Annotated in this window: 16 protein-coding genes and 1 riboswitch; of the genes, 3 read left to right on the top strand and 13 right to left on the bottom strand. The window is 57.7% G+C overall.

The window, feature by feature from the left end:
• Positions 1-121: 121 nt before the first annotated feature.
• From KO1_RS25355 to KO1_RS25325, 7 genes are all read right to left on the bottom strand, one after another.
• Complete coding sequence (locus tag KO1_RS25355) at positions 122-1,057, bottom strand: ABC transporter substrate-binding protein (protein ID WP_024274159.1); 936 nt, start codon at positions 1,055-1,057, stop codon at positions 122-124.
• Positions 1,058-1,081: 24 nt separating this feature from the next.
• Positions 1,082-1,822: an ABC transporter permease gene (locus KO1_RS25350; RefSeq protein ID WP_024274160.1), complete on the bottom strand. Its 741-nt coding sequence runs from the start codon at positions 1,820-1,822 to the stop codon at positions 1,082-1,084.
• Entirely contained in the window at positions 1,819-2,547 is a 729-nt protein-coding gene (locus tag KO1_RS25345; RefSeq protein WP_024274161.1) for an ABC transporter ATP-binding protein, read from the bottom strand. Before KO1_RS25345 ends, KO1_RS25350 begins: the two co-directional genes overlap by 4 nt.
• Positions 2,544-3,239, bottom strand: coding sequence for a TenA family protein (locus tag KO1_RS25340; protein ID WP_024274162.1), 696 nt, complete (start codon positions 3,237-3,239; stop codon positions 2,544-2,546). The genes KO1_RS25345 and KO1_RS25340 overlap by 4 nt, the downstream gene beginning before the upstream one ends.
• Before the next feature lie 69 nt (positions 3,240-3,308).
• Positions 3,309-3,410: riboswitch (TPP riboswitch) on the bottom strand.
• Positions 3,411-3,615: 205 nt separating this feature from the next.
• Positions 3,616-4,788 carry a Gfo/Idh/MocA family protein gene (locus KO1_RS25335; RefSeq protein WP_016809030.1) on the bottom strand — a complete coding sequence of 391 codons (1,173 nt, stop codon included), beginning with the start codon at positions 4,786-4,788 and terminating at the stop codon, positions 3,616-3,618.
• Between the two features lie 14 nt (positions 4,789-4,802).
• Complete coding sequence (locus KO1_RS25330; protein WP_024274163.1) at positions 4,803-5,726, bottom strand: TIM barrel protein; 924 nt, start codon at positions 5,724-5,726, stop codon at positions 4,803-4,805.
• A gap of 184 nt (positions 5,727-5,910) precedes the next feature.
• Positions 5,911-6,945 carry a LacI family DNA-binding transcriptional regulator gene (locus KO1_RS25325; protein ID WP_024274164.1) on the bottom strand — a complete coding sequence of 345 codons (1,035 nt, stop codon included), beginning with the start codon at positions 6,943-6,945 and terminating at the stop codon, positions 5,911-5,913.
• A gap of 167 nt (positions 6,946-7,112) precedes the next feature.
• Between KO1_RS25325 and KO1_RS25320 the strand changes: the two genes are divergently transcribed.
• Entirely contained in the window at positions 7,113-8,255 is a 1,143-nt protein-coding gene (locus KO1_RS25320; protein WP_024274165.1) for an alpha/beta hydrolase, read from the top strand.
• 60 nt (positions 8,256-8,315) lie between these two features.
• On the opposite strand, the gene ykgR is transcribed toward KO1_RS25320, so the two are convergent.
• The gene (gene ykgR, locus KO1_RS28870) at positions 8,316-8,417 is read right to left on the bottom strand and encodes a small membrane protein YkgR (RefSeq protein WP_004102022.1); all 102 of its coding nucleotides are present in this window, start codon (positions 8,415-8,417) and stop codon (positions 8,316-8,318) included.
• 198 nt (positions 8,418-8,615) lie between these two features.
• Here ykgR and KO1_RS25315 point away from each other — a divergent pair, with 198 nt between their 5' ends.
• Entirely contained in the window at positions 8,616-9,041 is a 426-nt protein-coding gene (locus tag KO1_RS25315) for a hypothetical protein (protein WP_004112965.1), read from the top strand.
• Between the two features lie 5 nt (positions 9,042-9,046).
• Positions 9,047-9,607, top strand: coding sequence for an RNA polymerase sigma factor (locus KO1_RS25310; RefSeq protein ID WP_004102026.1), 561 nt, complete (start codon positions 9,047-9,049; stop codon positions 9,605-9,607).
• 99 nt (positions 9,608-9,706) lie between these two features.
• Here the strand turns inward: KO1_RS25310 and KO1_RS25305 are convergent, their stop codons facing one another.
• The 5 genes from KO1_RS25305 to KO1_RS25285 form a co-directional block, all read right to left on the bottom strand.
• Positions 9,707-10,324 carry a TetR/AcrR family transcriptional regulator gene (locus KO1_RS25305; RefSeq protein ID WP_023329693.1) on the bottom strand — a complete coding sequence of 206 codons (618 nt, stop codon included), beginning with the start codon at positions 10,322-10,324 and terminating at the stop codon, positions 9,707-9,709.
• 11 nt (positions 10,325-10,335) lie between these two features.
• The gene (locus KO1_RS25300) at positions 10,336-13,443 is read right to left on the bottom strand and encodes a multidrug efflux RND transporter permease subunit (RefSeq protein WP_024274167.1); all 3,108 of its coding nucleotides are present in this window, start codon (positions 13,441-13,443) and stop codon (positions 10,336-10,338) included.
• Between the two features lie 16 nt (positions 13,444-13,459).
• Positions 13,460-13,882 carry a hypothetical protein gene (locus KO1_RS25295; RefSeq protein WP_004112969.1) on the bottom strand — a complete coding sequence of 141 codons (423 nt, stop codon included), beginning with the start codon at positions 13,880-13,882 and terminating at the stop codon, positions 13,460-13,462.
• A 127-nt stretch (positions 13,883-14,009) separates the two neighbouring features.
• Positions 14,010-14,462 (bottom strand): nuclear transport factor 2 family protein, encoded by a 453-nt coding sequence (locus KO1_RS25290; protein ID WP_004102035.1) that lies wholly within the window; start codon positions 14,460-14,462, stop codon positions 14,010-14,012.
• A gap of 51 nt (positions 14,463-14,513) precedes the next feature.
• Entirely contained in the window at positions 14,514-15,839 is a 1,326-nt protein-coding gene (locus KO1_RS25285; protein WP_024274168.1) for a glycoside hydrolase family 10-like protein, read from the bottom strand.
• Positions 15,840-15,881 lie beyond the last annotated feature (42 nt).

Here is a 15,881-nt window from a genome sequence, read left to right as displayed (position 1 = left end):
AGAAGTGTTTTAAAGGATGAAAGACCTTTAAAATTGTAATTATTAGTGAGGGATTCTCGCAATTTTTATTACTGCCGCCTGGCTATTGCTGGCGAAAGATTTCCGCCAGCAATGGTATGACTTAGTGCAGTTCAACCGCATAATTCGTTAAAGGTGTGACTTTTTTCACCAACTTGTTGTTATATAAAAACTGTTCATAAGCTTCATAACGAGGTTTATCCAGCGCTGCCGGATCGCTGGCAAACAGAGGAAGAGTTTTCAGCCAGGCCTGCTTGTTCAGCTCCGTGTTAAGTTCAGGATGCGCGTCGGCAAACGCCTGCCAGGTTTCCTGCGGATGAGCGCGAAGGTAAGCAACGCCTTTTTGCAGCGCTTGCAGGAACGTCCTGATTTTCGGCGCGTTGACGTCGTCCCGGTTGGCGACAATCACCAGCTCATCGTAGGCCGGGACGCCGTAATCCTCGACGTTCATCACCTGCGGATCTTTCCCCTGAAGCTGCAGTTCCAGCGCTTCGATATTACGATAGCCGCCAATCACCGCATCGACCTGTCCGGCCAGCAGGGCGCTGGTCAGCTGAAAGTTAACATTGATGAGCTTGATGCTTTTGGGATCGATTTTCGCGTGCTGTGCCATAGTGGCCAGCGTCGCTTGTTCGATTCCGCTTACCGAATACCCCACTTTTTTGCCCTGCAGATCGGCGGGAGATTTGATGCTTTTATCCAGCGCGATCACCGTGTTCAGCGGCGAATTAATCAGCGTGCCGACGCGGACCAGCGGCAGACCTTCATCGGCAAAAAAATGCACCTGCGGCTGGTAGGTAATCGCCAGGTCCGCCTGGCGGGCGGCGACTAATCGCGGCGGCAGCGCCGGGTCGGACGGTGGCACAATTTTAACGTCCAGACCCGCCTCTTTAAAGGCGCCAATCTGTTCAGCCACCACGATCGGCGCGTGGTCGGGATTGATATACCAGTCCAGCACCAGGGTGAGTTTTTCATTGGCCAGCGCCTGACCGCTGAACAGCGCGGCAAGCGTTATACCGGCATAAACACGTTTACGCATGGTTAGTCCTTTTATTTAAGAGCGTCATTCCGGCGTCCAGTTAATCAGCCGGTGTAAAAAAGCATCCACCGCCAGCCACAGCAGGACGGTCAGTAGCACCAGAATAAACAGGGCTGCAAAGCAGATATCGGTTTGCAGACGGGCATTGGCGTTAAGCATGACGTAGCCCAGTCCTTCGGCTGAACCGACCCATTCGCCGATAATCGCCCCGATGGGCGCAACGGCGGCCGCCATCCGCAGACCGGAACCGAGGGCCGGAAGGGCAGCCATCATGCGGACGTGGCGCAGCTGCGCGCCAAAAGAGGCGCCCATGGTGCGCGCGAGGTCAAGATAGTCCTGGTTAACCCGGCGCAGGCCGTCAAAAAACGCCGAGGTGACGGGAAAGAAGATCACCAGCACCGCCATCATAACCTTGGCGCTCATCCCGAAGCCGAACCACAGCACCAGCAGCGGGGCAAGGGTAAAGACCGGGATCGCCTGGCTGGTCAGCACCAACGGCATCAGCCAACGCTGAAGGCGCGGCGAAACAATCATGCACAGCGCCAGTATCACGCCGAGCAGAACGCCGAGCGCGAGACCGCTGAGGATCTCGCTTAATGTGATCAGCGTGTGCCCACCGAGGTAGGCGCGGTTGACCCACAGGGCGCTTGCCACTGCCGAAGGCGAAGGCAGCAGAAAGGCGGGAATGCCGCTGCGGGTCACCAGCCACCAAATCAGGAGCAGGCCGCAGAACACCACGGCGGCGCGAAACAGTTTTGCGCTCATTCGTTAGCCCTTATCAGCTGTTGCAGCAACTCCGCCTGACCGGCTAATAGCGCCGGATCGTCCGGCGCGCGCGGCGGTATGCCGGACAAGCGATGCGTGTCGTCAATCCCGCCGGGGGCCGGGGAAAGGACGAGCAGACGGTGGCTCAGACGGCAGGCTTCCATCGGATCGTGGGTGATCAGTACAACGGTCCGGTTCACCAACAGCCGGGCGGCCAGGGACTGAATACGCGTGCGGGTGATCGTGTCGAGCGCGGAAAAGGGCTCGTCCATCAGCACGATGGGCCGGTCTTCGTAGAGCGTACGCGCCAGCGCCGCACGCTGACGCATGCCGCCGGAGAGAGCGGCCGGGCGGTCATCGGCGCAGTGTTCAAGCCCAACCTGCTGTAGCAGCGTGGTCACGCGCAGGTGATCGATGCGCTCCCCGCGCAGGCGCGCCCCCAGCGAGACGTTGTCGCGCACGCTTAGCCACGGGTAAAGCAGATCTTTTTGCCCCATCCACGCCAGGCGTCCGGCAATCGCCAGGCCATCGCTGGCGCGAACTTCGCCCCCAGAGGCTTTCGCCAGCCCGGCGATGATGCGCAGGAGGCTGGTTTTACCGGCGCCGCTGGCCCCCAGCAGCGAGCTCCACTGGCCGCCAGGAATAGAGAACGTCAAATTGTCGAAGATCGGTCGTAAACCAAAGCGCAGGCTCAGTCCGCGTACTTCGATGCCGGGAGCCATCACGCCTGGCGCTCCGCGAGGGCGTTAAGGCCCATTTGCCAGAAGTTAGCCTCCAGGCGCGTAGCGGTCGTAAAAATGGCGCTGAGTTCGGCAAAACGTGCTTCGCCGCCGCGCTGCTGCCAGAGGGTTTCCAGCAGGTTTAAGGCTGCATTGACGCCGTTAAGGTAGCCCTCATCACCATAGTTGCGGATCCACGAGGCATACGGGTTGGCAGTCAGCCGGGTCGCCGGGTCGTGCAGCAGACCGAGGCCGATTTCCGCATAGCCGGCCACGCAGGGCATCAGCGCCGCCAGTAGATCCAGCGCATCGCCGGCGTGGCCAATGTCCAGTACGTAGCGGGTATAATTTACCGTTTCAGCGGCTTCCTCTTCAGCCGCCATCGTCGCTTCATCCAACCCCCATCCCGTACAGTAGCCGACGTGCAGCGGCAGTTCGTCGAGAATGGCGTTCATGGACGCGGCGGCAACGCGCATTTCCGCGAGGGTACGCAGCTTGCTCACCAGCAGCGCGTAGCTGCGTGCAAAGTGGATCAGGAACAGGTAGTCCTGCGTCAGATAGCGACGGAAAGCGGGTTCGGGAAGGGTGCCGTCGGCAAGCTGGCGCAGGAAGGGATGGGCGACGTAGCGCTGCCAGTCAGCACCGGCCTGCAGGCGCAGACGACCATAAATACCCTGAGTAAATGCGGGAAGAATCACAGGACCTCCTGATAATAGGGAGATCCGGGCGTGCTAAAAGAAGTGTGAACAGGCAATGGCGCAAAACTGGCGGAAATGCCGACCCGTCCCTTCGCTGGCATGACCCAGATCAGGTTCAAAGGGTTCGGCTTACGCCATCTCAGCCCTCACGGGACACCCCTCGGTTTGGCACCTGTTATACGACATTCGCTTTTTGATTACAATGCTGTGAATTTGCTGAGAGTTGGTGACACTGTCACGTTAAGACACTGCGATAAATGGCCGTTGTGCATCATTTTGGCCCGGTGGCGGCTGGCGTCTTGCCGGGCGCAGAACGGCCCGATTCTCTTTGGCCGGGCAAGGCGTCAGCCGCCGCCCGGCAAATATTATTTATGGATTAATGGAAATCGACCCAGCTGGCGCCACTGTCTGCTGAACGTACGCAGTTCTCAACCCAATGCACGCCGAGAGCACCGGCTTTGGCATCCGGGTACCAGAAGTTTTCCAGCAAAGCAGCGTCGCGACGATCGGTAGCATCCATGGCGATGGCGAAGCGGCGGTACAAATTCGACCAGGCCTCAAACAGCCCTTCGGGATGGCCGCCGCCGATCCGGTCATCCTGCAGAGCCAGCGGGTCCAGATAGGGCATACCGCGTTCGAGAATGCGCACCGGCTCGCCCTGAATCTCATAGCGCAGCTGATTCGGCTGTTCATCCCACCACTCAAGGCTGGCTTTTTCTCCGACGATACGGACTTTCTGCCCGTGCATTGAGCCGCTGTTGACCGCCGAGCACCACATCGAACCCACGGCGCCGTTGTCGTACTCCATCAGCACATGCGCGTTATCCTCCAGCGGCGCGCGGCTTTTGACAAAGCTCTGGCGGGAGCACATCAGGCGAGTGATATTGAGCTTCGGCGCCATGGTCTCCGCCAGAAACAGCGGGTGAGTGGCGAGATCGCCCAGAACGTAGCTGGGACCAACAAACTTCGGGTCCACTCGCCAGCGGGTACTGGGGTTTTCCTGCTCCACAGGCTGGTTATGAAAACCGTGGGCGAACTGCATATTGATAATGCGTATCTCGCCCAGCAGCCCCTGCTCAATCATCTGCCGCGCCTGCAGAATCAGCTGATGACCGGCGTAGCCGTAAGTCACGCCGATGATTTTGCGCTGTTTTTCGCTCAGGGCCACCAGCGCATCGGCCTCTTCGCCGGTAAAACAGAGCGGTTTTTCGCAGACCACATGCAATCCGGCCTCCAGCGCCGCGCGGCAAATGGCGTAGTGGGTATTGTTCGGCGTAGCGATGGAAACCGCTTCAATACCGTCCTCCCGCGCGGCCTCTTCGCGAAACAGCGTTTCGTAGTCGGGGTAACAGCGCCCGGCCTCCACGCCCAGCTGCTGGCCAAACTCACGCCCGCGCTGAGCGTCAATATCGAAGGCCCCGGCCAGCAGGGTAAACGTGCCGTCGCGCAGCGCCGCGGAGCGGTGAATATAGCCAATCTGGCTGCTTCCGCCGCCGCCCACCATACCCCAGCGTAACGACCGGCCAACAGGTTTAATACCGTTAATCATGTTTCATCTCCCGATTAAAAACCAACCGAATGCAGGTAGCGCAGGCTTTCCGTGACCGCCTTAAGGCTGCCCTCGACGTTGCGCGGGTCGCGCTCTTGCTCAATGGTGATCCAGCCTTGATAGCCGCGTTTGTCGAGAAAGGCGCGCACCGCCGGATAATCAATGGCGCCGCTGCCGAGCGGACACATCACGCCCTCCGCGCAGGCAGAGAAGAAGTCGATGCCGCGGGAAATCACGCGCCTGAATACCTGCGGATCGACATCTTTAAAGTGCAGGTAGTCAAGGCGATCAAAATGGCGATCCAGCCAGCTGATGGGGTCCATACCCGAATAGAAGAGATGGCCGGTGTCGAGACACAATCCGGCAACATCATGGGGGATTTGCGCCGCGAGCAGGTCGATTTCGTCGGCAAACTCGATGCAGCCGCCGGCGTGAGGATGGATAACCGGGCGAACGCCGTACTCCTGCCACGCCAGTTGGCTGATGGTAATAATATGGCCGATCATCCGCTGCCAGTCGTCGGGAGAGAGGCGGGGCGCCAGTTCGCTGTGTCCGGCGTATTTCGCCCGCAGCGGATTGCCGAAATCAATAATCACCAGATAAGGCGGCTGGAAGGGGTTGCCCGGCGTCTTTTCCGCCGAAGGAACCTGCGACAGGTTGCGGCAAATGTTATGCGTCAGTGCGACAATGTTCGCAAAGTTCTCTTCGCTGACCAGATCGTCAAAGATCGTTCCGGCCACCAGCGACAGCCCCTGCTTATTCAGCGCGGCGCTGAGTTCATCGGCTCGGGTCGGCAGATAGCTCCACGGCCCCAGTTCAATACTTTTATAACCGGCCGTCGCCGCCTCTTCCAGCACCTTGGTCCACGGCGGCAGGTAAGGATTTTTGGGATCATCGACGCCCCAGCTGCACGGCGCGTTGGCAATATGTATGGTCATGATGGCTTCCTTTTCAGATGAGGAGAAAACATGACCAGTATTGAATGAAAATTTCATCTTCAACAATCATGAAATTTAAATTCTTTGATGGAATTCAAGGTTTATTTTGATGTCTTAATTGATAGTTTTTTATCAAATGTAGCGCTGAAGCGGAGCGCGGAGAATATACCCGCGCTTTCGCCGATCAGAGGTTTTCTTTGGTGAGTAAATCAAAAGGCTGCAGGGCGTTAATAAACGTCGCCTGCGGCTGGTGAGCGCACTGGACAAAGGCATCGACGGTCGCTGAGGCGAATTCGGCAAGCCGATGAGCCAGCATGAGATCGATTGTCCCGTCGATTAGCGCCAGCTCGCCGTGGTCTACCGGGCCATGACAAATCAGCGTGACCTGATGCTGACGCTGATGCGCATGCAGCGCGGCGATAATCCCTTCCACGCCGCCGCAGGGCGCGTAGATGGCCTCCAGATCGGGATAACGCTGCAGCATCTCCTCCGTCACCCGGCGGGCGATATCGGCGCGTTCGTGGCTGCGTACAGGCTCCAGCACCCGGTCGCCTTTGCCATGTTCGCGCAGGTAGGAACGGAAACTTATCTCGCAGCTTTCCTGACAAATAAATCGGTTATCGCCGACGATAATGCCGATTTTGCCGCTTCCATGACACAGTCTGTCCACCGCCCAACCGGCGGTGCGGCCCGCTTTCTGATTATCCAGCCCAATGTAGCCGGTGCGTTGCGGGATGCTCATATCGGAGAGCAGGGTAAAGACGCGCACGCCTTTATCAACGGCCTGAGCAACGGCATGGCGGATAAGCGGATTATCCAGCGCCACAATACCGATTGCGTCAACCTCTTCGCTGAGGCGGGCGATTGCGGCAACCATATCGTCAATGGCGTTAATGTCATAATGCAGAAACACCGGCGCCTGTGCCGGACTATGCCAGGGCAATGCCGCCTGCTCAAGCGCCTGCGCAAGCTGATGGTAAAACGAGTGCGACTCCTGCAGCAGGATGAACCCCATTCTCAGCGGGATCGCCGACTGACCGGCTGCCAGCCGATACTGCGATTGTTCGAGCGCAAAGCCTAAGCGCCTGGCGGACTCAAGCACTTTACGTTCGGTGCTCTCTTTCACGGGAGTTCGTTTATTCAACACTCTGTCCACCGTCGCGATACCGACTCTGGCGTCTCTGGCTATATCCTTCATGGTGACTTTTTTCGCTGACATTGTTCTCTTCCTGTGAGGTGATTGATAAAAATCTATCATTATTGTGCCGGATAAAAAGCGAAGCCACTCAGGGTTTATGCAAATCAGCAAAATGACCCGCTTCATTGAGCTGGTATTCAGGCGCCAGGGTCTACACTAAGTGCATCCCCATTATGGAACAGGATGTCATGACTTATTCCCTCTCAAAAAAATTCCTTACCGCCACCTCTGCGCTGCTATTGCTTTCCATGAGCGCTGTTCCGGCTAGCGCCGCTACTGACAGCACCGATGCCGTCTCTCCGCTCAGCGCGAAGAACGGGTTAAGCGAAGCGGCTAAGCAATATCTTCTGCGTTATCCTTCCCACAGCGGCGTGGACGGTAAAACCGCGCGTGAAGATACCGCGGCGGTCTTTATTCCCTTTGGCGCCACGCCGGAAGGGGGATGGCCGGTGGTGGTCTGGGCTCATGGTACCGTTGGCGTGGCGAATCACTGCGCGCCGTCGTTAAACCCGCGCAGCGATCGCGATAAGCAGTATCTGAACACCTGGCTGTCGCTGGGCTATGCGGTGGTCGCGCCGGATTATGCCGGTCTGGGCTCGTCCGGGCTGCACCACTATCTGAACGCCCGCGGTGAAGCGTGGAGCGTACTTGACAGCGTTCGCGCCGCCCTGAAACAGTTTCCGCTCAAAAATGAACTTATTCTGGTTGGACAGTCGCAGGGGGCGCATGCCGCCTTCGCCAGCGCCGGCTATCAGCCGCAATATGCACCCGAGCTTAATATTCGCGCAACGGTGCTGACCGGTACGCCTTATTTTGAAAAAGGGACCACCGCAGCCGACATTCTTCCGCCGGCAGGCGGCAAAGCGCCGAGCGGCGGCGATCCGAAAATTCCGTATATTTTCTATATTTATCTTTCAGCTGCCGACAGCAACCCGCAGCTCAATCCCGCCGACTATTTCCAGGACAAAGCGCTACCGCTGCTGAAAGAGGCGAACCATTTATGCATTACGCCGCTTAACGATGAGGTGATGAAGGCCGGTCTCAATGCGGCGAATTCTCTCAAGCCGGGGGTGGATTCGCTGTTAAACGCCAGCGTAGAAACCATGCTCTACCCGACGCTAAAAATCGATCATCCGGTATTTATCGGTATAGGCAGCGTCGATATCAACGTACCGACGGCGATGCAAAAACGCTTTGCGGATGCGGTCAAAAGCGCGGGAACCCGGGCGGACGTGCATATTTATGAGGGGCTGGATCATAGCGGAACGGTTAACCCGTCATTGCGCGACTCGGTGCCGTTTTTGATTAAGACGCTCAACGATAAGCGGTAATGGCGAGGGTCGATGAGCCGCCCTGAGCGATGGGGCGGTTCAGCGCAGGTATGACGTCGATTACCAGTATTTGGGGATCAGATAGCCATACATAACGACCGCGACAACAATCATCAGCGTAATAATTGCCCAGTCTGCTTTTAATGATTTTACTGCCTTCATAAGTTCCTCTTTTTTCGATGAATCACCGGGTAACGTTACCGCCGCCGCCCGCACCGAAAGGTGATGAAGATCACACAATAACATTTGTCGTACAAATAAAGTGTGTCGATTTTTAAATATTGTTAGCAATATTTTGTCCGCTCATTCGTCTACCTCTGCACAGGTTACTATTCACAAGCGTTATGAGGTAAACAAAGCATGAGAGATTTCGACAGGCGCGAGCAGCGCCATCAGCACCGTTTTGGTGACCACAGAATGGCAAAACCGCTTCTCATCGGCGCGGCATTAATCATCGTTCTCGGGCTGCTGGTCATGTCGCTATGGAATGCGCTACTGCCCGCTATCCTTGGGGTAAAGAGCATCGGCTTCTGGCAGGCGTTAGGTCTTCTGGCGCTGTCGCGGATCCTGTTTGGCGGTCTCGGTTTTCGCCCGGGAATGTTCGGTATGGGACACGCGCGGCGTCGAATGCATGAACGCTGGATGAAGATGAGTCCCGAGCAGCGCGATGAGTTTGTACAGCGCTTTGGTCATCGCGGGCATCGTGGCCACTGCGGCTGGCGCGATCGTCGTAGCGAAAATGCGCCGCAGCAGGAGCCTGCGGTGAAAAATACGGATCCCGAGTGAGCGCAATGAAAAACGGCATCGCGACGCCATCGCGGCTGATTTCCGCTCTCGACGCCTGCCGGACGAAGCTGAAGGCGTTTATTCGCGCCCGGATCCCGCAAAGGGATGAGGCGGACGATATCCTGCAGGAAGTGACTTATCAGCTGATCCGCGTCGAGCAACCGGTGGAGAATATTGCCGCCTGGCTGTTCCGGGCCGCGCGAAACGAGATGACCGACAGGGCGAGAAAAAAGCGTGAGCTGCCGCTGGCTGGCGATTTCAGCGAGGAAGAAGAGGGTGGCTTTCCCGAGGATGAGCTGGCCGAGACGCTGTTTGGCGTTGCGCAAACGCCGGAGGAGGCGTATCTGAAAACGCTGCTCTGGGAGGCGGTAAACCAGGCGCTCGCGGAACTGCCGCCCGCCCAGCGCGAAGCATTTGAGAAAACCGAACTGCAGGGCTACAGCTATCGGGAGTTGGCCGAAGAGACCGGCGCAAGCGAGCAGGCGCTGCTGTCGCGTAAGCATAAAGCGGTACTCTACCTGCGAACCCGCCTGCGCGCGCTGTATGACGATCTGCTCGCCGATTAGTCTTTCTTCGGCCTCTGGCGCGGGGCCGAAGACCTGGTCTTTATCCGCTTAGCAGAATAAGGGCGGCGACAGGCCTGAAAGTGGCTGCGTAAACCTGGATTATGGCCGGTAGCCCCAGGCCTTGAGAAAGACGGTAATCGCGCATTCCGCGAGCTGTTCCAGCTTCTCTGGCTCCACCGCTTTTTGCGCAATTAAGGCCCCCGGCAGCGGATAGCCCATAATCGCGCCGAGAAACGCCGTTGCTTCGAGCTCCGGATCGCTGATGGTCAGCAAACCTTCGTTTTTTTTCTGCGCCAGTATCTCGCTCAGTGCCTGCAAAACGCGCCCTGAGGGGCGCTGTTCGAGCGTGACGTAGAGTTCGGGCTTTTGCACCAGCACCTGGATCAGCAGGCGTTGAAAGTGAATATTCTCCGGCGCATAAAAGTGCGCTTGCACCACTTTCGCAAACCCGCGCAGCAGCGCGGGAAAATCCTGCTGACGCTCCTGCAAAAGCTGGCGCAGAGGCGGCTGCATGGTGTCATTGAGAAACGCAAATGTCTCCAGCAGCAGCGCGTCTTTACCGCCGGGGAAATGACTGTAGAGCGTCGGCCGCGAGGTTCCCGCTTCGGCGGCAATCGTATCCAGCGACACATCAAGCCCGTGCCTGAGAAACAGCTCGCGGGCGGTTTGTAAAATGCGTGGGCGGGCTTTCATTGGCCGCCCGCGTTGATTTCCCATCAATTGAGTCCTTACCGTTTGCGCCCTTTAAGGCGCATCATTCCTTGCTGTACCAGCAGGAAAAAGAGTGGAACGAAGAGCAAGGTCAGCAGCGTCCCGGTGAGCATACCGCCGATCACCGCGGTGCCAATCTCTCGTTGGCTGGAAGCGCCGGCACCGGTAGAGAGTACCAGAGGGATAACGCCGACAACAAATGCAAGTGAGGTCATAATGATGGGGCGTAAGCGCAGACGAGCGCCCTCCAGCGCCGCGTCGGATAAGGTTTTTCCTTGCTGAAACTGCGCCAGCGCAAATTCAACGATCAGAATCGCATTTTTGGCGGAAAGCCCCATGGTCGTCAGCATACCGACCTGGAAGTAGATATCGTTTTCATATCCGGCGAGCAGCGACGCGCTCACGGCCCCCAGAATCCCCAACGGCACGATCAGCAGTACGGCGACCGGAATCGACCAGCTTTCATACAAGGCGGCCAGACACAAAAACATAAAGGCCAGCGAGGCCAGATATACCCATAGCGTTTGCACTGAAGAGGCCTGCTCCTGCCAGGACAAACCGCTCCATTGCAGATCAAACCCACTCAGCGTGCCCACCAGTTCGGCCATTTCCGCCATCGCCGAACCGGAGCTGACGCCCGATGCCGCATTGCCCTGGAACTGCACGGCTGACAGTCCGTTAAAACGCTGAAGCATCTGCGGCCCGGTGGTCCAGCGCCAGGATGAGAAGCTGTCGAAGGAGGCCATGTTGTTGCTGTCGCCGCGGACAAACCAGGCGGATAAATTTTCCGGCGTCGAACGCCAGGCTGCGTCTCCCTGCATGTACACGCGCTTGACGCGCCCGCGATCGATAAAGTCGTTAATGTACACGCCGCCCCAGGCCGCAGAGAGAGTGCTGTTTATCGCGGCCTGATCCAACCCCTGGGCCTGCGCTTTCTGTCTGTCAACATCGACCTGCAGCTGCGCCTTCTCCTCCAGGCTGTTAATGCGCACCGCATCCAGTTCTGGCTGTTGTCTGGCGGCAGCGAGCAGGGTGTTTTGCGCCTCGATGAGCGACGGGCTGCCGTTTTGCGCGCTATCCTGTAGCCAGAGTTCAAAGCCGCTCGACTGCCCGAGCCCGCGCACGGTGGGTGGCGACATCACGCTGATGCTGGCCAGCCGGGAGGTTTTAACAAAGTACTGGTTCGCCCGGGCAATGATCGCCTGAGCGCTGTTCTGTTCTCCGGGACGCGCATCCCAGTGCTTGAGTTCGGCGAAGGCCATGCCGACGTTCTGCCCGCTGCCGGCGTTATTTCTGCCGGTAACCATAAAGATGACGTTGAGGTTATTCTCTTCCTCGCTCATGAAATAGCGGCTAATTTCCGCGCCGACCTCTTCGGTCATCGACATCGGCGAGCCGGAGGGAAGCGTAAACTGAACCATCACCGCGCCCTGATCCTCTTCCGGCAGAAAGCCGCCAGCCAGTTTCTGATACTGCCAGAGCATCAAAAACGTCAGCGCCAGGGCCAGCAATACAAAGCGGAAGGGGCGGACCGCTATCCGCCGGAGAATCGCCAGGTAACGATTCTGAGTGGCGGCGACGCCGCGGTTGAAACCGGAGAAGAACGGCCCTTTTTTAAGATGGCCGGGTTTGAGCAGATGGGCGCACAGCGTCGGCGTCAGGGTCAGTGCGACCAGCGCGGAAAGCACCATCGCCGAAACGATGGTCACGCTGAACTGCCGGTAGATAATCCCCACCGAGCCGCCGAAAAACGCCATCGGGATAAAAACCGCCGAGAGTACCAGCGCGATGCCAATCAGCGCGCCGGTTATCTCATTCATCGAGCGCAGCGTGGCTTCAAGCGGGGTAAGATCCTCTTCCACCATCAGGCGTTCAACGTTCTCCACCACCACGATAGCGTCATCAACCAGCAGACCGATTGCCAGAACCATCGCGAAGAGGGTGAGCGTATTGATGCTGTAGCCCAGCAGGCTAAGGATGCCGAAGGTACCGAGCAGGACGACCGGCACCGTGAGGGTCGGGATCAGCGTTGCCCGCCAGCTCTGGAGAAAGAGATACATGACCGCCACCACAAAAAGAATCGCCTCAATCAGCGTGCGCACTACGCTTTCGATAGAGACCGTCACGAACGGCGTGCTGTCGCGCGGATAAGCGGCGACAACGCCCTGCGGAAAGCGGGGCGTCAGGCGTTCGACTTCTGTCCGGATCTTCTCCGCCGTCTCCAGCGCGTTGGCCCCGGAGGCCAGCTGAATTGAGATTCCGGCTGAGGGGAAACCGTTGAGCGTGGTTTGGTTTTGATAGTTTTCCGCGCCGATCTCCACCCGGGCGACATCGCGCAGATAGACCACCGAGCCGTCTCTGTTGGTGCGCAGAATAATGTTTTCAAACTGTTCGGGATGCTCAAGGCGGGACTGCGCGGTGACCGTCGCGTTCAGATACTGCCCCTCCAGCGTAGGCAGTGAACCAATTTCGCCGCTGGTGACCTGAGAATTCTGCGCCTCGACGGCGGCCTGCACGTCGGAGGGCATCAAACCGTAGCCGTTCAGCTGCAGCGGATTGAGCCAGATGCGCATTGCGTACTGGGCGCCGAAAACGGTCGTTTCCCCCACGCCTTCCACCCGGCTCAGCGGCTCCTGCAGGGAGCTAACGAGAAAGTCGCTGATATCAAGGCTGGTTAGCGTTCGCGTTTGATCGTACAGGGCCACCACCATCAGGCTGTCACCCTGTGACTTGGTTACCGTAAGGCCTTGCTGCTGCACCTCTTGAGGCAAACGCGTAATGGCCTGATTAACGGCATTTTGTACCTGCACCTGCGCCATATCGGGATCAATGCGTTGATCGAAACTGAGACTAATACGCGCCTGGCCTGCTGAACTGCTGCTGGAGGAAAAATAGAGCAGGCCGTCGATGCCTTTAATCTGCTGCTCCAGCACCTGGGTCACGCTGTCTTCAACGGTTTCAGCCGAGGCGCCGGGGTAGTTGGCGGTGACGTTGACGCCGGGAGGAGCAATATCCGGATATTGTTCGACGGGCAGGGTCAGCAGGGCGAAAGCGCCGGTCGCCATAATACAGATAGCGATGACGGCGGCAAAAACCGGGCGAAACACAAAAAAGCGAGCCAGCATCGTTATGCACCTACGGTCAGTTGAGGGATTCTTGTAGCGCAAACACGGCCGGCGGTTCGCTTAGCCCGGGGGATGGGGGAAGTGCCGGCGTGGGTGGAGCCGGTAGCGCCGCATCCAGCGCCCTCGACAGAAAAAAGCGGCTGATTTCAGAACATGCAGTCGTACGCTGGTATTCACCCCACAGAAAGTCATAGGTCTGAATGCTGAAAATATTCTGCTGCAGTAAAAAATGCAGATAGCGTTGGCGCTGCTCCGCCTGCTGGCTAACGAGCAGGGCGTGACATAGCCTGGCCTGAGCCGGCTCATCTACACGTGAACATGCCGCCTGAATCTGCTGATCCTGCGTAGCCAGACTCAGCAGTGAGGCCTTCGCTACGCAGGGAAGAAATGATAATCCAATGAAACAAAACAGCTTTGCCCATTTTCCTTCGTTGAACATCCGCCTTACCCCGTCAGTTTATTTACTTTACAGTAAAGTAAATAAACTGTTTAAACAAGTGCCCATCTGTACGAAGCGAAAATGGGTAAAGCGGAGGGAATGATGAGCAGAGGAGCTCTGCTCAGGCTCAGAACATGCCGTTGCCGCTGGCGGTTTTCTGCGGAACGTTCTGGGTCACGTCCCAGTGCTCAACGATTTTATGCTGTTCATCAACGCGGAAGATATCGATAATCGCCCGCGTCACTCCCGGCTCGCGACCGGTTACCTCCACGTGGAGGATCACATGATCGCCGTCGACAAAGGCCTGCTTGATAACGCTGCGCGAGTCGGGATATTTACTCTTCAGGAAGGCGATAAACTGCTGAAAGCCTTCAACGCCGTCTTTCGCCATCGGGTTATGCTGTATGTAGCGGTCTCCGAGATAGGGCCTGGCGGCGGCAAAGTCCTTGTCATTTAACGCTTTGTTATAAAAATCAATGACGTTCTTCTTATTCAGCTGTTCGCTTTCACTGTTGCCCGCAAAAACAGCGGGCGACAGGGCGCAAAACAGGGAAAAGGCGATGAGCGATTTTTTCAACATACATCCTCCGGCGGTGATTGTAGTAACAGGCATCTGGCCTGTCAGGGGGAATCAGCCTCCCCAGCGGCCTTTGAGGTAGTTAACGGCCTGCTGGGTCTGCGGCTGATTAAGGTAATTCTCTCTGAACAGAATAGTGCCCTGAATTTGCGGCATGGATTCATTCAGATCAAGCTGCTTTTTCAGCTCCGGCACGCCGCCGCTAATCATCCAGTCAGGCTCGCTCTTTGACGGTTCGCCAACTTTGTACAGCGCCACGCCGATATAAAGCCGGGTGTGGGTAGGCTTCACCACCTCAGCCCACCACTTTGCCAGCACATCGTAGCGCGCGGCGTCGCGGGCGAAGGGCCAGTAAATTTGCGGCGCGATATAGTCCAGCCATCCCTGCTGAACCCACAGGCGGGTATCCGCGTAAGACTCATCGTAGGCCGCCGCGCCGCGGGTATCGGACCCGGACGGATCGTGAGAGCGATTGCGCCAGACGCCCGCCGGGCTGACGCCAAATTCTACGGCGGGGTTCAGCTGCTTGATAGTGCGGGAAACCTGCTCAATCAGCAGCTGGGTATTGTGCCGCCGCCAGTCCGCTTTGGCAGCAAAGCCCTGGCCATACTGCTGGAACGTCCGATTGTCGTTCAGCTTCGACCCCGGCGTTTCGGTATAGAAGTAATCATCGAACTGGACGCCGTCTACCGGATAGCGCTCTACGACCTCTGCCACGATGCTGGTGATCCAGTCGCGCACTTCCGGGATCCCCGGGTCGAGAACGAAACGGTCTCCGGAGGTACGGATCCACTCCGGATGCAGGACATAGACGCTGGCGGGAAACTGCGAAAGGGTACTGTTAAGCTCGGTGACGGTTTTGGGGCGAGTATTGACCGAGACGCGATAGGGGTTGAACCATGCATGAACGCGCATGCCGCGCTTATGGGCTTCATCCAGCATAAACTTTAACGGATCGTAGCCCGGGTCCTCGCCGATTTTACCGGTCAGCATATCGGACCACGGCAGGATCTTCGACGGCCAGAGCGCGGTGCCATCAGGTTTCACCTGGAAAAAAACGGTATTGATACCGAGGCTTTTTAAATTATCCAGCTTGGCAATCAGCGCCTGCTGCTGCAGGGCGATGCGGCGATCGGCGGTAATGCCGCCGTTCACGGATTCCAGCGGCGGCCAGTCGAGGCGCGAGACGGTTGTCAGCCAGACGCCGCGCACCGGCTCGTGGTTTTTGGGTAACGTCGGCTGCTTTGTCGCGGGCGGCAGCGGCGTGACAAGAGAAACGGGCGGTTTACTGCCGCAGTGCGACAGCAGCAGCGCTGCAGCGATAGCTACGGCGGATGCTTTTACTTTTTTCAGGATGCTATTACGGGAGTGAATCGTCATATTTGCCAGCATTTCTGGTCAGCGCACAAAGAAGTCATTTTC

The organism is Klebsiella oxytoca NBRC 105695 (genome assembly GCF_001598695.1).
Taxonomy (GTDB): Bacteria; Pseudomonadota; Gammaproteobacteria; order Enterobacterales; family Enterobacteriaceae; genus Klebsiella; species Klebsiella oxytoca.
Note: the sequence above shows the minus strand (reverse complement) of the source record. Positions and strands in the feature narration are given on the sequence as shown.

Bases quoted from the DNA above. Each gene is read 5' to 3' on its own strand.
- KO1_RS25315 (WP_004112965.1), top strand. From the start codon at position 8,616: ATGAGAGATTTCGACAGGCGCGAGCAGCGCCATCAGCACCGTTTTGGT.
- KO1_RS25295 (WP_004112969.1), bottom strand. From the start codon at position 13,882: ATGTTCAACGAAGGAAAATGGGCAAAGCTGTTTTGTTTCATTGGATTA.
- ykgR (WP_004102022.1), bottom strand. From the start codon at position 8,417: ATGAAGGCAGTAAAATCATTAAAAGCAGACTGGGCAATTATTACGCTG.
- KO1_RS25335 (WP_016809030.1), bottom strand. From the start codon at position 4,788: ATGATTAACGGTATTAAACCTGTTGGCCGGTCGTTACGCTGGGGTATG.
- KO1_RS25355 (WP_024274159.1), bottom strand. From the start codon at position 1,057: ATGCGTAAACGTGTTTATGCCGGTATAACGCTTGCCGCGCTGTTCAGC.
- KO1_RS25285 (WP_024274168.1), bottom strand. From the start codon at position 15,839: ATGACGATTCACTCCCGTAATAGCATCCTGAAAAAAGTAAAAGCATCC.
- KO1_RS25290 (WP_004102035.1), bottom strand. From the start codon at position 14,462: ATGTTGAAAAAATCGCTCATCGCCTTTTCCCTGTTTTGCGCCCTGTCG.
- KO1_RS25310 (WP_004102026.1), top strand. From the start codon at position 9,047: ATGAAAAACGGCATCGCGACGCCATCGCGGCTGATTTCCGCTCTCGAC.
- KO1_RS25350 (WP_024274160.1), bottom strand. From the start codon at position 1,822: ATGAGCGCAAAACTGTTTCGCGCCGCCGTGGTGTTCTGCGGCCTGCTC.
- KO1_RS25325 (WP_024274164.1), bottom strand. From the start codon at position 6,945: ATGTCAGCGAAAAAAGTCACCATGAAGGATATAGCCAGAGACGCCAGA.
- KO1_RS25320 (WP_024274165.1), top strand. From the start codon at position 7,113: ATGACTTATTCCCTCTCAAAAAAATTCCTTACCGCCACCTCTGCGCTG.
- KO1_RS25330 (WP_024274163.1), bottom strand. From the start codon at position 5,726: ATGACCATACATATTGCCAACGCGCCGTGCAGCTGGGGCGTCGATGAT.
- KO1_RS25305 (WP_023329693.1), bottom strand. From the start codon at position 10,324: ATGGGAAATCAACGCGGGCGGCCAATGAAAGCCCGCCCACGCATTTTA.
- KO1_RS25300 (WP_024274167.1), bottom strand. From the start codon at position 13,443: ATGCTGGCTCGCTTTTTTGTGTTTCGCCCGGTTTTTGCCGCCGTCATC.